The organism is Mucilaginibacter mali, assembly GCF_013283875.1.
Lineage (GTDB): Bacteria > Bacteroidota > Bacteroidia > Sphingobacteriales > Sphingobacteriaceae > Mucilaginibacter > Mucilaginibacter mali.
The window spans coordinates 4,688,753-4,705,153 of record NZ_CP054139.1; the positions used below are offsets into that span (position 1 = coordinate 4,688,753).

The following is a 16,401-nucleotide window of genomic DNA, read 5'->3' on the forward strand; positions in this document are numbered from 1 at the left end:
TGATAGGTCGAACAAAAGCGTCATGCCGAACTTGTTTCGGGATCTCATTTGCAAAGATTAAGCATGACGGGCTTGTATGATAGGATGCTGAAACAAGTTCGGCATGACATTATATTATTTAGCCTTACCCCTTTACTACCTCATGCTTCTTCACATAATCCGGGTCGATATCTACGCCGAGGCCCGGGCCTTGCGGTATCTGCACTACACCGTTCTCGCTTTTTAGCGATGATGTTTTGCACTCGAAAGGCAAGTCCTTGCTCAGGTCCTTAAACTCGTGGAAGCGGCCCGCGTTGGGGATTGCCGAAATGAAATGCGCCAGGTATACATAACCAAATCCATCGCCGGTGGTGTGCGGGGTGCATACCTTACCTGTAACCTGCGCCATGCGTGCCACCTTCATCGACCGGATCATGCCGCCGAAGTAAAACTGGTCTTGCTGTACTACCTTCAGCGCGTTGGTAGCTATCAGCCAGCGGAAGTTGTGGATACTGGGTTCCTGCTCGCCACCGGCAACGGGGATGTTCAGCGCAGCGGCAACCTGCCGGGTTTCCTCGTACCAATCAAACGGAACAGGCTCCTCGTAAAAATCGTACTTGTACTCCTCCATGATCTTGCCGATGGCGATGGCCTCCTTCACATCGTACGATCCGTTGGCATCGGCTGATATGACCATATCATCGCCAAAGGTTTTGCGCACCATAGGAATTAAGCGTGCAGAGCGGTTGGCCGGATATTCGGGGTGGCTCATGCGGCCACCCAGCTTAAATTTAATAGCCTTCGCCTTCGATTCGGACAGTTGCTTTTGCAGATGCTCTATAGTGAGTTCGGGTGTAATATCGCGCTCGCTATTGGCCTGGTAAACATTTATCTGTTTATGATGGATATCGCCGATCAATTGCCCGATGGATTTGTTAGCAATGCGCCCCATCATATCCAGTATGGCAAACTCCAGCGTGGCCAGCGGGTTCCAAAGGGCAATGCCCTGTAGTTTGTAATTGCTGTCGTACACGTAAACCTCGTTCAGCAAAGCTTCCAGGTTGCGGGCATCCTTGCCAATAAAGTAAGGCTGCACCCTATTCACAAAAACAGGGTACAGGTACTTCATCTGCAAGCTATTCCCTACCGACATGCCCACAGCCCCATCCTTTGAGCGTACCCGGCACAGGAATGTGTTTTTATACCGCAGCAGTTCGATGGTTTCGATAATTACCGGATCCTTAAACAACTCCTTTTTAAACACGGGCCGGTTCATCGCCTCATCCAGTTTGGTATAATCGGGCTCACCGATGATAGGATAATCAGCAGCCTGCGATGAAAAAGGCAGTGCAGCAGCCATGCCGCCCAAAGCAGCCGTAGCCAAAAATTTACGCCGGTTAGTATGCATACAAATGTTGTTTAACGGCCTGCGGACGGGGAGCCGGCAAGCCATGGTTTATCTTTTGGTTTGTAGCACCTAATATATCGAAAGCGGTTTGATTAAACTGTACTGTGGTGTACTGGTGTGCCTTTATATTTTACTTATAAAACGGTGGCTTCACCACTTTTGCTTTTATCTTATTATCGCGTATCAGGATGTAGATCTCGGTATCTTCCTTGGCAAACTCGTTCTTTACGTAACCCATGCCAATTGCCTTTTGCAGCGATGGTGATTGTGTACCCGATGTTACCCGGCCAATGTTATTACCGTCGGCATCCACAATTACGTAATCATGACGGGGGATGCCGCGGTCTATCATTTCAAAACCTACCAGCTTTTGCTTAACACCTTCGGTTTTTTGTTGCTGTAGATTGGTACTGTTCACAAAATCCTTGCTGAACTTGGTTACCCAACCCAAGCCGGCTTCCAGCGGCGATGTATTATCGTCGATATCGTTACCGTACAGGCAGAAACCCATCTCCAGGCGCAGGGTATCGCGTGCGCCTAAACCAATTGGTTTAATGCCAAAAGCTTCGCCGGCGGCAAATACCGCATTCCACAGCTTTTCGGCGTGTTCGTTATCTACATAAAGCTCAAAACCACCGGCACCGGTATAGCCTGTAGCCGATATCACCACATTATCGATCCCGGCGAATTTGCCTTTCTTGAAAGTGTAGTACTCCATCGAACCCAAGTCCGTATCGGTTAAACTTTGCAGCGCCTCGGCAGCTTTAGGACCTTGAACGGCCAACAGCGAGGTACGGTCGGAGATATCCTTCATATCCACGCCCATGGTATTGTGCTTACTGATCCAGTTCCAATCCTTCTCAATGTTCGACGCGTTGACTACCAGCATATAGGTTTTATCATCTATGCGATATACCAGCAGGTCGTCAACAATACCGCCATCTTCGTTAGGCAGGCACGAGTATTGCACCTTGCCGTCATAAAGCTTCGAAGCATCGTTGCTGGTTACACGTTGGATCAGGTCGATAGCTTTTTCGCCTTTCAGTATAAATTCGCCCATGTGGCTTACATCGAAAACGCCAACGCCTTTGCGTACGGTTTCGTGTTCGGCGTTGATGCCGGCGTACTGCACAGGCATGTTGTAACCTGCAAAAGGCACCATTTTGGCGCCCAGGGAAATATGCTTATCTGTTAAAGCGGTATTTTTCATGCAAAATTAAATTTGGTGCAATATTAAATAAAATTAACCATATCAGTCCCCTATCACTTTTTTGTAAAACATTACCAGCCGGGTGCTGATAGCGTGGATATCGTGCTGACTTTCTATCATGCGGCGGGCATTCAGGCCTATGGTACGGCAAAACTCCTCGTCGGATACGCAACGTTTTATCGCCTTAAAAAACTCCTCGCGGGTATCGGCAATCAATATATTGGCGCCATCATGATATTGGATGCCCTCGGCGCCAAGACTGGTGGAGATGATACACTTTTGCATGGCCATCCCCTCTACTATCTTCACCCGCATACCGCCACCTGATAACAGCGGCACGATCATGATGGCCTTACTGTTCACAAATTCCAGCGCGTCGTCAACCTCGCCCTGGATGTAAATTTTGCCCATCACCTCGTATTCGTCAAACTGCTCGGGGATATCGTTGCCGGCCACATAAAAGCGGGTGCGTAGTTCGCCATTTACCAGGTGATTATGAAAATTCTCTAAAAACCATTCTATCCCCTCGCGGTTGGGCATCCAGCTTAGCGAGCCTAAAAAGAACAGGCTGGGGAACTCGGTCTTCTGTGGCTCGGGACGGTATTTATCCATGTCTATCCCTACTGGGATCACTTCGATATACTGTTTCGCGCCATAATCCTCCATGGTTTTTTTATCCTGCCCGGTAAACACCGCGATGGCGTCGAAGCTGTTCAATATCTCCAGCTCATATTTTTTTATCCGGTTGGATATCATATTCAGGAAGAACCGTTTGATAGGGTCCTGCTTTTGCATGGCCAGGCGGTGCCATACCTGGTGCTCGATATTATGCGCGCGATAAACCAACTTAGCCTTGGTGTTTTTGCGTACGCTCTCCAGGTAGGGCGCTACAAATAAACCTTCAAACTGAATGATATCATAGGCCGTATTCCGCACCTCGCGTACCAGCAGGCGCTCGAAGGCCGCATCATGATAACGGTCGATAGCCGAGTGCTTGTTAAACAAGCGGTTAATGGCATCGCGGAATGATGTAGTGGTATCTATATTGTACGACCGGTAGTTGATCCGGGTCAGCAGCTCGTCCTGCTCCACCTCCTTATCGGTTTTTTTTTGATCGTTAAGCGAAACCAGTGATACCTCGTGCCCCTTGTCAACTAAGCCGCGTATCGTATTGCCTACCACAATGGGGTAGCCGCCGTTTTGAGGGAACGGGATGCGGTGGGTTAGTATCAATATTTTCACAAAAGAGCAGGAATGCGTTGGTTACAAACAAAAATAGCATCCTGCGGGCCGGAAACCAATTATATTTCAAAAATACTTAGCTGTGGGTCGGTAATGCGAAAGGTGCGGCGATGGTATGGCGTATAGCCCAGCTCTAAAACTTTGTTGCGGTGTTTAATGGTGGGGTAACCCTTATTGCTGTGCCAGTCGTACTCCGGATGTTCTTCGGCAATTTGCTTCATGTAGTCATCGCGGTAGGTTTTGGCCAGTATGGATGCCGCCGCTATGCTGAAGTATTTGCCGTCGCCCTCCACAATGCAGGCATGTGGTGTGGTTTGATATTTATTAAAGCGGTTACCGTCGATGATCAAAAACTCGGGCCGCAGGTTCAGCATGTCCAACGCCCTATGCATGGCCAGGAACGACGCATTAAGGATGTTGATCTTGTCTATCTCCAAATTATCAACCGATGCCACAGCCCAGGCCACCGCTTTGGCCTCTATTTCGGGGCGCAGCTGGTAACGGTCGGCTTCCGTCAGCTTTTTCGAATCGTTGAGTAAAGCGTGCTCAAAATCGTGCGAAAGGATCACAGCCGCGGCAAATACCGGCCCGGCCAGGCAACCTCGCCCGGCTTCATCGCAGCCGGCCTCAAGTAAGTCATGTTGATAACGGGGGAGTAGCATTTACGCAAAAATACTGCTGTTAATGTGCTGGTCAAAATAATTTGTGATATGTTATAGTGTGTTACACTTATTCATTTAATTTTAGGACAATGAAACCGGAGATAAAATATATTGAATTGAAGTCAGGATACAATGATGATGGCCCGGCATGGATAGGAAAAGTAGAGTTCTCAAAAACCGGCAGAACTATCTATTTTAATGGCCATGCTTTTAAAGGAAATGGACATGGGGATTGCTATGATGTACTAAGTGGGGAACGATATTGGATAAGCGGGTTAAAAAAAGATAGTACCAACAGGCATTGGGCAGGAAAAGGTAAAATCATGATAGATCGGTCTGTCATAAACGAATACCTGAAATATAAAGAATGGAACAGCCTTGATCCGAAATGCTTTGATATTGTTGATATAAAACCTACTGATAAGCAATATTTCACCAAAATCGAGAACGATATCTTAGAATGATATGCATCAAAATATCTTCAGCGTCAGTACCGTAATATCATCAATAGGCTTGCCTTTTACCACCAAATTCAGGTGATCCATCAGCATTTGGTTAAACCGGTCGGGCGAGTGGTGGCCGTTGGCGATGACAAACTCGGTCAGCTTTTCCTCGTTCCATTGCTTGCTTTGCTCCACCTCGTAATCCATCAGGCCATCGGTATAATTGATAATTAGCGAACCTGGCTCTACATCCACCTCGCCCTGATTAATAAATGGCAGTTCTTCAAAGGCGCCTATCATGGTGGTACCCAGTTTTAGCGACATGGCCTCGCCATCGGCATAAAGGATAGAACGGTTATGGCCGGCATTAATATAATTCATCTTTCGGGTTTGCTGGTTATACTTGGCCAGGAACAGGGTGATAAACTTCTCGCCCCGGGTATTCTTGATCACGATATCGTTCAGCCGCTCGATAATGCTGGTCAGGTCATCATCAACCATGGCCCAGGCACGCAAACTGGCCTGAAAGTTGGCCATCAGCAGCGCTGCCGAGATACCTTTGCCCGATACATCGGCAATACACCAGATCAGTTCATGATCGTTCAGCCGCATAAAATCGTAATAATCGCCGCCGATATTTTGGTGAGGCAGGTATTTAGCGCCGATCTCTACGGCCGTATCGCGGTGCAGCTTTACAGGGATCAGCATATTCTGCACTTCCGATGCCAATTCCATTTCGCGTTGAAAACGCTCGGCTTGCAGGCGCTGGCGAAACAGCTTCTTATTTTGCAGGGCTACAATAATGGCGTTTACCAACGTTTGGATAAAGGCCAGGTCGTTCTCCATCATCTCGGCGGTAGAATCGAAATCGCCGATGAGCATATAGGCCAGCGGCTTGGTTTTATCGTAAAACGGGATGTAGTAAGTATAATCCTTCAGCAGGCCCTGGTTATGTTCGGCAAGCGATGTGGGTTGGCGGAATTTTTTAAGGCTGACACAGGCTTTCAGCAGTACGGGCAGCGTTTCGAAATGGCCTCCGTATTTGGAGATGCAGATAAAGCTGCCCTCTTTTTCTATCAGCAGGCGAAAGCGGCCTACGTTCAGTAAGCCCTGCAGGATAGACTCCATCATTTGGATGAGCACCGGCGTGGGCGAATTTTTATTAACTGCCCTGGTGATCTCCAACAAAGAGTTCAACTCCGATTGCCGCTTGAGCAGCAACCCGATTAATTCATCTTCACCCTGATTTTGACCGGTATAATGCATTTAGGCGCTTTTCTTCGAAAAAAGCTTTTACTAAATTAATAATTAATTTCTACAATCGCGCACTTTGGGATTTAATATCGAACGCGTCCCGAAGCCCAACGGTAACCAGGTTAAAGGCGTAAACCATCAGCATAATGGCCAATCCCGGCGCAAGGGCCAGGTAGGCCAGGTCCATGATAATATAGCCGTAATGCTCGCGGATCATGCTGCCCCAGGTAGGCATTGGCGGCTGCGCGCCAAAACCAAGGAAACTTAGGCCTGCCTCCAGCAATATAGCCGATGCGAAGTTGGATGATGCTAACACCAGTATCGGCCCTGTGATGTTAGGCAGGATATGCCGGGTAATAATGCGATAATTGTTAAAGCCCATGGCCCGGGCAGCTTCGATATATTCCACCTGCTTCAGCGCCATTACCTGTCCGCGCACTAATCTTGCAACCTCTACCCACATACTTAAACCCACTGCTATAAAGATCTGCCAAAGCCCCTTACCCAACGCAAACGACAGGGCAATTACCAGCAACAATGCCGGCAGCGACCACAGGATATTCATCACCCAACTCAGCACCGCGTCTATCTTACCGCCATAATAGCCTGCCGATGCACCTACCGAGATGCCGATAATTAAACTAATGATCACCGCCATCAAACCTACCGATAGCGATACCCGGGCACCCAGTATCAACCTGCTTAACAGGTCGCGGCCGTACAGATCTGTACCCAGCAGGTAGGTTTTATGTACGATGTTATCTTCAAAAAAACTTTTATACAGCTTATTGTAGGTTTGCTGATTATTGGCCATTACCAACACTTGCCGGCCGGGTAGTTTTATACTTACCTGCCCTTTGCTATAAATTGGTTTTTGCCCATAATACACTTCAAATACGTTGTAGGCATGGCGTTCGGGCTTGTCTTCGGCACCAATATACTCGCCAACTATTACCGAATCTTTGCTGAAATTGCAAAAAGTGATTGGCAGGATAGTATAATAATTGGGCTGTCCCGACCATAGCTTTTGGAAAATGTTAACCGTATCTATCGGGTTGCTTTTGCGGATGCGCAATAACATGAACTTGCTGCCCGGGGTTTTCAGGCTCATCTGCAAAACCATGTCGTTAGCCTGCGGGGTGCTATCCGGCATAACGAGATACCCCAATATAGCGATAATTACCGAGATTATGATGAAAAAAAATCCACCCATGGCCAGCTTATTACGCCTGAACGAGCGCAACGCGCGTTGGGTGGGGGTTAGTTCGGCCATTAGCTAAGTGGAAAGTATTAAGTTAAAAGTAAAAAGTCCGTTGGCTAATATACGTATTAGCATTACCCCCGACTATCACACCGAAAAAAATTGAGTAATTAAGCTTTTAATTTCCCACCGGCATCTCGTTCAACTCACTTGGCGTCATTTTTTTGTATCCCGGCGGCGCGACGAAAATCCCGGCGGGCACCGGTTCGTAACGGATCTCCTTGAACGATGTTTCGGTCACCATACCATTTTGATTGATGCTGAAACGCAGCGGAGTACCAAACTCGGGCTTGAACATAGCCGTAAGGTAATTGGGGGGCACCTCAATATCATGGGTAAACCAGGCGCTGGTAGTATCGCCGCTGAATTTGTTTTTCATGATATACTGCTGAGCGGCATAACCGGCTATCTTTAAATCGGTGCGGCCCCTGGTAAACTCGTAAAGCGACATGTCGGGTAGTTCCTTTTTCTGCTCCTCTAAACTATACTGCACCTGGAAGCGCTTCATACCCGACTTCAGCAGGCAAAGCAAATACCCGGTTGGGTGGTAGGTGATCATCGTGGTCGATTCTTCGTCGGTGCCCTGTACGCTGGCTACCGAATCGCCTTTAAAGTAAGCGTGCGCGTGCTTAGGCAGGTAGGCGGCAAAGCTGGTCAGACTGTCGGGTAACTGGTACGATAGCTGGTAGGTAATTACGCCCTCCTTCTTTTTATCGCTGCAGGCGCTTAACATAACGGCGCAAACGGCCATCAACAAAAAAACTTTTTTCATGGTGATGCAAAAGTACGGTTTTGATGGGGTTAATGGTAATCGGGTAACGCATAGAAAGCGTTGGTCGGTGCGATTCGCCTCTTTTGAGAGACTATTATGTTGGCTCCTCTTTTTGTAAGTATAATTTTGTCATTTCTCTTTCGCGCCATCGCTCTTCCCCCATAGTTCGTCGAAATAACAAGTTGGTAAGATGCATATGCACGATTATCAATCCGCAACGCCAAACACTTATCCCTTTACGTTGTAATATAACCGCATAGCACAATCTCAGTTATTATAATATTTCGCATCTTGCAGTAATGGCGATCAAAAAACTCCCTTTAGGCAAACAACTGGCTTACGCGTCGGGGATGATCGGCTGGAGTATCATGACCAATATTGTTTTGGTGATGCTCACCTACTTTTACCTGCCGCCAAACAATTCGGGGCTTACGCCCTTGCTGCCGCAGTTGCTGCTGTTCGGGCTGATCAATGTACTTTCACTTATCCAGGTTTCGGGGCGCTTTGTAGATGCTTTGTTCGATCCCTTTATCGCCTCGCTGAGCGACAAAAGCGAGAACAAGGCCGGTCGCCGCATCCCGTTTATGAAATGGGCCATCCTGCCCTCGGTAGTTTTTTGCTGCCTGATTTTTTGCCCGGTTACCAAAGGCGAAAGCGTTTACAATGCCATGGGGCTAACCATCGCGCTGCTGCTCTTTTTCATGAGCCTTACCAGTTATATCATCCCCTACAATGCACTGCTTCCCGAGCTCACCAGTACATCGGTAGAAAAGGTGAAGCTGTCATCGTACCAACAGGTGGGTTTTGTTTTAGGGATGATCATTGCCGGACTGGTGAACAACTATGCCAGCTTTGTGCAAAACACCTTCCATTTTGCCGATGCTGATCTGGCCGTACAATACACCATTTGGGGCCTTTGCTGTTTTGCCGGGTTGATGATGCTGATCCCGGTGCTAACCATTAACGAAAGGCAGTATTCTGACAGCAAACCATCGCACCTGCCCCTGCTGCCTGCAATTAAAAAAACATTCAGCAACCGTAATTTCAAGTATTACCTCATATCCGATTTTTCCTACTACATGGCGCTCAGCATTATATCCAGCGGGTTGATGTATTTTGTTACCGTGCTCCTTAAACTGCACGAAACGCAGGGCGGCATTATGATGGGGGTAATGGTGCTAACCTCGCTGCTTTTTTACCCACTCATTATCTATCTTTCTAAAACAATCGGTAAGAAACCCATCGTAATGTTCTCGTTCGGCTTGTTGAGCTTGATCTTCGCGACGATATTCTTCTTAGGTAAATTCCCGGTATCGGCCAAGGTGCAATTATACGCACTGGCTTTGGCAGCATCATTTCCGCTAGCATCGCTGGGGATACTCCCCAACGCCATCCTTGCCGAAATTGCCGAACGCGAAGCCAAACTAACCGGCGAAAACCGCGAGGGCATGTTTTTCGCCGTAAAATACCTGTTTGTAAAACTGGGGCAAACACTTGGGATAGCGCTGTTTACCTTCCTCACCATTTACGGTAAAGACCCGGGGAATGATTACGGCTTGCGGATGAACGGCATCTGCGGTTTTGTGCTGTGCTTTTTGGCTTTGCTGATATTTGGGCGTTTTAAGGAGAGACGGGTGAGGGGATAATAGTGGCAATTTAACCACAAAGGACGCAAAGAAATAACAAGCCTATTAACACAAAGATCACAAAGCCTTAGGTTAGCCATAAAAGCTTATTTCTTTCTTTGTGAACTTTGTGAAAAAAACTTTGTGTCCTTTGTGGTTAAATAACCTCCAACGCCATCCCCAACACCTACCGCTCAATATTATTCGGCCTTGCATACGTCAGCTGCATTACATTGATGTTGCGCATGGCAAAGGCGGCTTCGCAATAGCAAAGGTAATAGTTCCACTTACGGATGAAGCGCTCGTCGAAACCCAGCGATCGCACGGTTGGCAGGTTGGCGTTGAAGCGGTCGTACCATAGCTTCAGGGTGCGGGCATAATCAAGGCCAATATCCTTCAGATCAACCATGGTCATATCGCCGCTGCGGTTGATGGCGGCGTTGATAGCCGCTACCGATGGCAGCAGCGAACCCGGGAAAATGTGCTTCTGGATCCAATCGACACCCTTGCGCAGGTTTTCGTACCGGCAATCTGGACTGGTAATTACCTGCAAAGCCAGGATGCCGTTTTTCTTCAGCAATTCGTGGCAGCGGCGAAAGTATTGGTCCAGGTAATCGTGCCCGACGGCTTCCAGCATCTCTACCGAAACGATCTTATCAAATTGGCCCTCCATGTGCCGATAATCCTTCATTAATATCTGTACACGGTCGCTTAAGCCGGCAGCTTCCACCCGTTCACGGGCCAGTTTCAATTGTTCTTCGGATATGGTAAGCGATGTTACCTTGCAGCCATAAGTTTTTGCCATGTAGATGGCATTGCCACCCCATCCGCTGCCAATCTCCAAAACATGGTCGGCAGGTTTTAAATGCAGCTGACGGCAAAGGCGTTCGTACTTGGCATATTGGGCCTCTTCCAGCGTAAGGCCATCCTTATAAAAGTAGGCGCTGGAATAGGTCATGGTTGGGTCCAGGAAGCTGGCGAAGAAATCGTTGTTCAGATCGTAATGCTCGGATATGTTTTTGCGCGATCCGTCAAGCGTATTAGCACGCTTACTATGGTATAACTTATTGAACCACTTCAGCAGGTTAAGGCCCAGCGCCTGCGCCTTACTGCCCGATACGCCCGGGGCGTTATCTAAATTCAGCAGCACCCATTTGATGACGTTGGTAATGTTATCGGTTTCCCAAAGGCCATCTACATACGCCTCGCCAAAGCCAATATCGCCATACAGTATTACACGCTTATAAAACTCGTTATCGGTAATGCTGATGCGGGCCGAAATGTTGCCCTCGCCGGTCCCCAGGGTAAAAGCCGCACCGTCTGCCAGGGTAAGATGAAGCGTGCCTTTGCTCATGCGGGCCAGGGCCTTCAATACAACATCCTGGTAGAGGCTGCTTTTTTTAACGAGGGTAAGTGTGTCGGACATGGCTAATTGGTAAACTTAATTTAACATATGTACGAGGATTGTTTGCGATAAAGTTTTCAGGTTGTACGTTTTAGTTACTACCATACGGGCGATAAACATCGCGCTGTAATTGTTTGTTTGCCTCCTTTTTATGGAAGGGCAGTTTTTTAAGCCAAAGTTTCAGCGCCTGCCAATGGATCAGTCCGATGACCTGTAGGGTGATAAGCGGAAAGCTGAAGAAGTATTGTAACAGCTTGCCATCGGTTAGTGGTACGCGGTTGCCATTCAGCGTGCTGATAAAAAAGCGGGTACCGTCATTTTTAAAATCATCAATACGGATATTCAGTTTCTCGCCCGGGATCTCCAGGTTAAAATCGAAATTGGTATCCATATCAATAAATGGCGATACGTAAAAATATTTGGTGGTATTGAGGTGGAAGTGATCACCGTTACGGGTATCGCCGCCCAGGAAATAAGGCTTCATCTCGCGGAAGGTATTGCACACTTCCACAATGGAGCAAACCACCTCATCCTGCTCGTTATAGCAAAAGTAAAACGATACCGGGTTAAACTGGTAGCCCAGGGTACACAAATTGGTGAGTAGCATAATGCGGCCATTGCCGATATCTACGCCGTTATGCTTTAGATAATCATTAATATGCTGCCTTACATTTTTAGAGGCATCGGGATTTTCCTTAGGCAGTTGCAGGTGGTCCTTATCCCGAAAGTTGAACAGGTTGAATTTGTTACGGCTCACCCAGCGCAGGCGATGACTAAGGGTATCTATCTCGTCCAGATCGAGATAAAACATAAACACGTTGTAGTGGAAGCTGTGTTTTTTAGGCTCCAGCCGGTGGTGCATTACCCGCGCCTTGTATAAGCATGAATTGATAGCCGATGCTGCCATAATACAAGATACGGAAATACCGGGGGTTTGGATGGGAGGAGCATCCCTTATAACCACTTGTCATTTCGAACGAACCGCAGGGGTTATGTGCGGGGGGGTGAGGAGAAATCTTATACGGCACGCTTATCGCATGTATAAGATTTCTCTTTCGCCCCATTCTCACTCATCCCCCCATGCTCTATCGAAATGACAAACTGTAGTTAAAGCTTGCTTATTTCTTCACCAGCTTAATCTGGTACAGGTGCGGCCATTTTTTGCCGGTAACAAACAGGCGCTTGCCTTGCGCGTCCCAGGCTATACCGTTAAATACCTTATCCTCGCTGTTAAAATCTGCGGGGCGGTCATTTAGCGGCCACAGGCTGGTCATATCGGCGTGTTGAAGCACGGCACCTGTTTTAGGGTCTATCACCAGGATATCGTTTGTGGTGTAAACGTTGGCGTACAGCTTGCCGTCTATCATCTCCAGTTCGTTTACCTGCGTTTTTTGCTCCTTGTTATCGCAAACATCAATATAGCCCTGCGCCTTATAGGTATCCTTATTCAGGTACCAAATGCGGTTGGTGCTGTCGTCAAGATACAGCTGTTTACCATCAAAGCACATGCCCCAGCCCTCTTTACCCACATTATTGGTGAAGGTATTCAGTAGTTTAAAGGTGTTTTTATCGTAAACGTAACCTATCTTTTCGGTATAGGTCATCATAATCAGTTTATCGCCAACAATGGAGATACCCTCGTTAAACACTTTGGGGTCGCCGTTTACCAGCTTTATTACTTTTCCGGTGTTCAGGTCAACCTTACGCAGGCTGCTTTGGCCAGCGCCTTCGCCAACGCGACCACCATCGCTTTCGTATAACACACCATCCTGATACAGCAGGCCTTCGGTATAGCTGGCGGTATCATGAGGGAACACCTTCTCTACCACAAAGCTTAGCTCTTCGGGCGCCTTGGCGGCGTATACCAAAAAGTTGGTAGCCACATCAATGCTTTTGCCGCCCTGGTACATTTTGGCTGTAACCGAACGCGATCCCATCTTCATGCTGTCGGTCTTCAGTATAAATGCAGCCGAATCCTTTACCGCGCCAACTCTAACAGAATCTAACAGGAACACTACCGAATCGGGCTTCATATCGCCGGGATAGTGCAGCTTCAGTTCCACCGGCTGACCAGCGTTGTAGCTTTTGCCCGTTTCCGGACTAACAGTTATGCCCTGGCCGCCTTTATCATTGTCTCTACAGCTATAGGCGAGGATGGCGATAAGGGAGAGGGATAGTATGGTTAGTTTTTTCATTTTTGTTTTGATGGTGATGATTTAACCACAAAGGACACTAAGAGTTTTCACAAAGCGCGCAAAGGGGGACGCTTCAAATATAATTGTATTATGGGATATACAAAATAAGTAGATTGTCATTATGCCCTACATCCCTCGTCATGCTGAGTTTTCTAATACCGACGGTCTATAAGGCTGTAATGACATTAAAAGATATTGTCATTGCGAGCGATAGCGCGGCAATCCCATAGGATGATCGGTTGTGCTTTTATTAATGTTGGTCTGCTCATAGCCGCAGGGGCCTACTACTTTTTTCTTGAAAAAAAAGTAGCAAAAATTCAAGACAGCAAAAATGCTTCCTTTTCCGCACAGGCCTTTGCCCAGCAAATCGTGCAGAATCACGGGCTGAACCTTGATGCCCCGCTTCGCACCCGCAAGTCCACGCTTCAGCACCAAGCTAATGCCCCTTCCGCCCACAGGCCACCATGTTCTGCCCGCTTTCACCCGGAAGCTCTTTTGCTGTCGGAAAAACAAACATGTCATGGGTAACGATAGCGAAGGATCCCAAACTATGCCTGCTCGTTCTGCTAATCGGGGATGCTTCGCTATCGCTCAGCATGACGGTATGAATAATGGTGGTTAAATCTCTCCCATCCCCGGCCAAAAGGCATCCTCAATATGATTGAGCCGATGACTGCCATCCGCGCGGAACAGGATAGCTACGATATCAAAACGGGCATCGTGCTGGTGGTTCATGATATAAATGTATTCATCGGCAGCCTGGGCCATTAGCTTTTGCTTGCGGGCATTTACAAAATCCTCGGGTTCGCCAAAACCGGTGCCGGTGCGGGTTTTTACTTCGATGAAGATCAACGTACGGTCTTTATAAGCGATCAGGTCAACCTCAGCCTTGCCGTGTGTCCAGTTTTCGTCTAGTATCTCGTAGCCATTGTTTTCAAGGTAGGCTTTCGCCAGTTCTTCGCCCCGGCGACCGAGTTCGTTATGGGTAGCCATTATTTGGAAATGACGGTGCCGAAGAAATCGGTGATCTTCTTCTCTACTTTTTTCATGAACGCGTACTGGCTCATCAGTATCTCCTGATTGGTCGGGTCTTCGCAGGTTTGCAGGTCGGTCAGCAATTTGTTCAATATTTTGCCCACCTTTTGCTTCTTCAGGTGGAAAATACCGCCCAACACCGCGCCGCGCAGGTTATCCTCTTCGCTCGGGGTGAAGATCTTGTGCATATCCAGCCAGTTTTCGCTCAGGCTATAGCGGGTAGCCAGCATGCTGACGGTGATATCAACCACGTCTTTATCGGGATAATGGATAAAATACTGCTCATCGGGCAGCCGGCCGTTATCTACCTCCTCGCGATAAACATCTACAAATTTTTTGCACACCGGCTGATCGAACTCTACATCATTCAGCTCGGCAATCATAAATGGGCCGATATAGGTATTGGTAATGCCGTCCCAATCAATCATGCGGTTGCCGTAAAGCAACAACAGACGGATGATCTCCTTTTCCTGCGGCTCGCCATCGGCTTCAGCCGGTTTCTGCTCGGGCTCGGTTGCAATGGGCGCATCATCAAAAGGCGTTAGTTCAGGCTGATGCTGGCTATCTTTTTTATGCTTCGCCTGCCGCATTTTGTTCAGTTCGGTCAGCAGGGCGCGCTCGTCTATCTGCATCAGGCTGCTACACTCTTTAATAAAGATGGATGCCTTGATGGAATCGGGGATCTTAGCGATACTTTCCACCACCTCGCGGATAACACCGGCCTTTAGTATCGGGTCCTTTCCGGCCTCTTTCAGCAGGATGCTGGTTTTATACAGGATGAAATCCTTGCGGTTATCATCAATATATTTTTTAAAAGCGCTACTGCCCAGCAGGCGTACATAAGTATCGGGGTCGTGCCCATCAGGGAATAATACCACCTTTACGTTCAGGCCTTCTTCCAGTATCAGGTCCAACCCGCGCAGCGATGCTTTGATGCCCGCCGCGTCGCCATCGTACAAAATGGTGATGTTCTTGGTGAGGCGACCGATCAGCCTGATCTGCTCTACCGTCAACGATGTGCCTGATGATGCCACCACATTCTCAATCCCGGCCTGGAATACCGATATCACGTCGGCATAGCCCTCTACCAGGTAGCAGTTATCCTCGTCGCGAATGGCTTTTTTGGCCAGGTTAAGGCCGTACAGTACGTTAGATTTATGGTAGATCTCGCTCTCGGGCGAGTTCACATATTTGGGTACGTTCTTATCCGTTTTCAGGGTACGGCCACCGAAGGCGATCAGCCGGCCCGTCATGCTGTGGATGGGGAACATCACCCGGCCGCGGTAACGGTCGTACAGGCTGCCGTTATCACGTTTTACAGACAGGCCGCTCTCTACCATGTACTGTTCCTGATAGCCGTCTTTAATGGCCTGGGCTGAGAAAGCTTCCCATTGATCGGGCGAGTAGCCTAACTCAAATTTGCGAATGGTCTCGTTAGTGAAACCGCGCTCACGGAAGTAGCTCAGGCCAATGCTTTGCCCCTCGTCGGTATCCCACAAGCTATCCTGGAAAAACTTACCGGCATAGGCCGATACGATCATCAGACTTTCGCGGTGGTTCTCTTCTTCCTTATCTTCGGGTTTGGTTTCGGTTTCCTCTACTTCTATCCCGTATTTTTTAGCCAGCCACTTCAGCGCTTCGGGGTAGCTGAACTTTTCCAGCTCCATTAGGAAGGTAACGGCCGAGCCACCTTTGCCCGACGAAAAATCCTTAAAAATACCCTTGGCCGGCGATACCGTAAACGATGGCGTACGCTCGTTAGCGAAAGGCGACAGGCCGATATAATTAGCCCCGCGCTTTTTTAACTGCACAAATTCGCCTATAACCTCCACAATATCTGTGGCTTCCATTATGCGGTCTACGGTGGCTCTGGTAATCATGTGTTAACTGCAAATGTAGGCTAAATTAAC

General features: G+C 48.1%; 15 protein-coding genes. 3 read left to right on the forward strand and 12 right to left on the reverse strand.

Translation table 11 applies throughout. The features are described from left to right. Nucleotides 1-124 precede the first annotated feature (124 nt). The 4 genes from HQ865_RS19795 to HQ865_RS19810 all read right to left on the reverse strand — a co-directional run bounded on the left by HQ865_RS19795 (nucleotide 125) and on the right by HQ865_RS19810 (nucleotide 4,501). Nucleotides 125-1,387: a mandelate racemase/muconate lactonizing enzyme family protein gene (locus HQ865_RS19795; RefSeq protein ID WP_173416566.1), complete on the reverse strand. Its 1,263-nt coding sequence runs from the start codon at nucleotides 1,385-1,387 to the stop codon at nucleotides 125-127. Between the two features lie 130 nt (nucleotides 1,388-1,517). Then, on the reverse strand, nucleotides 1,518-2,597 hold the full coding sequence (gcvT, locus tag HQ865_RS19800) for a glycine cleavage system aminomethyltransferase GcvT (protein WP_173416567.1): 1,080 nt from the start codon (nucleotides 2,595-2,597) through the stop codon (nucleotides 1,518-1,520). 42 nt (nucleotides 2,598-2,639) lie between these two features. Then, on the reverse strand, nucleotides 2,640-3,839 hold the full coding sequence (locus HQ865_RS19805) for a glycosyltransferase family 4 protein (RefSeq protein ID WP_173416568.1): 1,200 nt from the start codon (nucleotides 3,837-3,839) through the stop codon (nucleotides 2,640-2,642). Nucleotides 3,840-3,898: 59 nt separating this feature from the next. Next, nucleotides 3,899-4,501, reverse strand: coding sequence for a ribonuclease HII (locus HQ865_RS19810; RefSeq protein ID WP_173416569.1), 603 nt, complete (start codon nucleotides 4,499-4,501; stop codon nucleotides 3,899-3,901). Between the two features lie 89 nt (nucleotides 4,502-4,590). Here HQ865_RS19810 and HQ865_RS19815 point away from each other — a divergent pair, with 89 nt between their 5' ends. Then, entirely contained in the window at nucleotides 4,591-4,965 is a 375-nt protein-coding gene (locus HQ865_RS19815; RefSeq protein ID WP_173416570.1) for a hypothetical protein, read from the forward strand. A gap of 6 nt (nucleotides 4,966-4,971) precedes the next feature. Here HQ865_RS19815 and HQ865_RS19820 read toward each other — a convergent pair whose 3' ends face one another. The 3 genes from HQ865_RS19820 to HQ865_RS19830 all read right to left on the reverse strand — a co-directional run bounded on the left by HQ865_RS19820 (nucleotide 4,972) and on the right by HQ865_RS19830 (nucleotide 8,231). Beyond that, on the reverse strand, nucleotides 4,972-6,210 hold the full coding sequence (locus HQ865_RS19820) for a PP2C family protein-serine/threonine phosphatase (RefSeq protein WP_173416571.1): 1,239 nt from the start codon (nucleotides 6,208-6,210) through the stop codon (nucleotides 4,972-4,974). A 49-nt stretch (nucleotides 6,211-6,259) separates the two neighbouring features. Then, nucleotides 6,260-7,471 (reverse strand): ABC transporter permease, encoded by a 1,212-nt coding sequence (locus HQ865_RS19825; RefSeq protein ID WP_173416572.1) that lies wholly within the window; start codon nucleotides 7,469-7,471, stop codon nucleotides 6,260-6,262. 106 nt (nucleotides 7,472-7,577) lie between these two features. Then, nucleotides 7,578-8,231, reverse strand: coding sequence for a hypothetical protein (locus tag HQ865_RS19830; RefSeq protein WP_173416573.1), 654 nt, complete (start codon nucleotides 8,229-8,231; stop codon nucleotides 7,578-7,580). A gap of 299 nt (nucleotides 8,232-8,530) precedes the next feature. On the opposite strand from HQ865_RS19830, the gene HQ865_RS19835 reads away from it, so the two are divergent. Next, nucleotides 8,531-9,877 (forward strand): MFS transporter, encoded by a 1,347-nt coding sequence (locus HQ865_RS19835; RefSeq protein ID WP_173416574.1) that lies wholly within the window; start codon nucleotides 8,531-8,533, stop codon nucleotides 9,875-9,877. Between the two features lie 166 nt (nucleotides 9,878-10,043). Here the strand turns inward: HQ865_RS19835 and HQ865_RS19840 are convergent, their stop codons facing one another. The 3 genes from HQ865_RS19840 to HQ865_RS19850 all read right to left on the reverse strand — a co-directional run bounded on the left by HQ865_RS19840 (nucleotide 10,044) and on the right by HQ865_RS19850 (nucleotide 13,456). Further along, a complete protein-coding gene (locus tag HQ865_RS19840; RefSeq protein WP_173416575.1) occupies nucleotides 10,044-11,282 on the reverse strand; it encodes an SAM-dependent methyltransferase in 1,239 nt (412 codons plus the stop codon). A gap of 70 nt (nucleotides 11,283-11,352) precedes the next feature. Then, on the reverse strand, nucleotides 11,353-12,168 hold the full coding sequence (locus HQ865_RS19845) for a DUF1365 domain-containing protein (protein ID WP_173416576.1): 816 nt from the start codon (nucleotides 12,166-12,168) through the stop codon (nucleotides 11,353-11,355). A gap of 211 nt (nucleotides 12,169-12,379) precedes the next feature. Beyond that, on the reverse strand, nucleotides 12,380-13,456 hold the full coding sequence (locus tag HQ865_RS19850) for a glutaminyl-peptide cyclotransferase (RefSeq protein ID WP_173416577.1): 1,077 nt from the start codon (nucleotides 13,454-13,456) through the stop codon (nucleotides 12,380-12,382). Between the two features lie 231 nt (nucleotides 13,457-13,687). Between HQ865_RS19850 and HQ865_RS19855 the strand changes: the two genes are divergently transcribed. Beyond that, on the forward strand, nucleotides 13,688-13,984 hold the full coding sequence (locus HQ865_RS19855; protein ID WP_173416578.1) for a hypothetical protein: 297 nt from the start codon (nucleotides 13,688-13,690) through the stop codon (nucleotides 13,982-13,984). 90 nt (nucleotides 13,985-14,074) lie between these two features. Here the strand turns inward: HQ865_RS19855 and HQ865_RS19860 are convergent, their stop codons facing one another. Continuing rightward, nucleotides 14,075-14,449, reverse strand: coding sequence for a YraN family protein (locus HQ865_RS19860; protein WP_173416579.1), 375 nt, complete (start codon nucleotides 14,447-14,449; stop codon nucleotides 14,075-14,077). Beyond that, nucleotides 14,449-16,371 carry a DNA primase gene (gene dnaG, locus HQ865_RS19865; protein ID WP_173416580.1) on the reverse strand — a complete coding sequence of 641 codons (1,923 nt, stop codon included), beginning with the start codon at nucleotides 16,369-16,371 and terminating at the stop codon, nucleotides 14,449-14,451. The genes HQ865_RS19860 and dnaG overlap by 1 nt, the downstream gene beginning before the upstream one ends. Nucleotides 16,372-16,401 lie beyond the last annotated feature (30 nt).

Excerpts from the sequence above, each read along its gene's own strand:
- HQ865_RS19860 (WP_173416579.1), bottom strand. The coding sequence starts at position 14,449 with ATGGCTACCCATAACGAACTCGGTCGCCGGGGCGAAGAACTGGCGAAA.
- dnaG (WP_173416580.1), bottom strand. The coding sequence starts at position 16,371 with ATGATTACCAGAGCCACCGTAGACCGCATAATGGAAGCCACAGATATT.
- HQ865_RS19810 (WP_173416569.1), bottom strand. The coding sequence starts at position 4,501 with ATGCTACTCCCCCGTTATCAACATGACTTACTTGAGGCCGGCTGCGAT.
- HQ865_RS19830 (WP_173416573.1), bottom strand. The coding sequence starts at position 8,231 with ATGAAAAAAGTTTTTTTGTTGATGGCCGTTTGCGCCGTTATGTTAAGC.
- HQ865_RS19835 (WP_173416574.1), top strand. The coding sequence starts at position 8,531 with ATGGCGATCAAAAAACTCCCTTTAGGCAAACAACTGGCTTACGCGTCG.
- HQ865_RS19815 (WP_173416570.1), top strand. The coding sequence starts at position 4,591 with ATGAAACCGGAGATAAAATATATTGAATTGAAGTCAGGATACAATGAT.
- HQ865_RS19850 (WP_173416577.1), bottom strand. The coding sequence starts at position 13,456 with ATGAAAAAACTAACCATACTATCCCTCTCCCTTATCGCCATCCTCGCC.
- gcvT (WP_173416567.1), bottom strand. The coding sequence starts at position 2,597 with ATGAAAAATACCGCTTTAACAGATAAGCATATTTCCCTGGGCGCCAAA.
- HQ865_RS19845 (WP_173416576.1), bottom strand. The coding sequence starts at position 12,168 with ATGGCAGCATCGGCTATCAATTCATGCTTATACAAGGCGCGGGTAATG.
- HQ865_RS19820 (WP_173416571.1), bottom strand. The coding sequence starts at position 6,210 with ATGCATTATACCGGTCAAAATCAGGGTGAAGATGAATTAATCGGGTTG.
- HQ865_RS19795 (WP_173416566.1), bottom strand. The coding sequence starts at position 1,387 with ATGCATACTAACCGGCGTAAATTTTTGGCTACGGCTGCTTTGGGCGGC.
- HQ865_RS19855 (WP_173416578.1), top strand. The coding sequence starts at position 13,688 with ATGATCGGTTGTGCTTTTATTAATGTTGGTCTGCTCATAGCCGCAGGG.
- HQ865_RS19840 (WP_173416575.1), bottom strand. The coding sequence starts at position 11,282 with ATGTCCGACACACTTACCCTCGTTAAAAAAAGCAGCCTCTACCAGGAT.
- HQ865_RS19825 (WP_173416572.1), bottom strand. The coding sequence starts at position 7,471 with ATGGCCGAACTAACCCCCACCCAACGCGCGTTGCGCTCGTTCAGGCGT.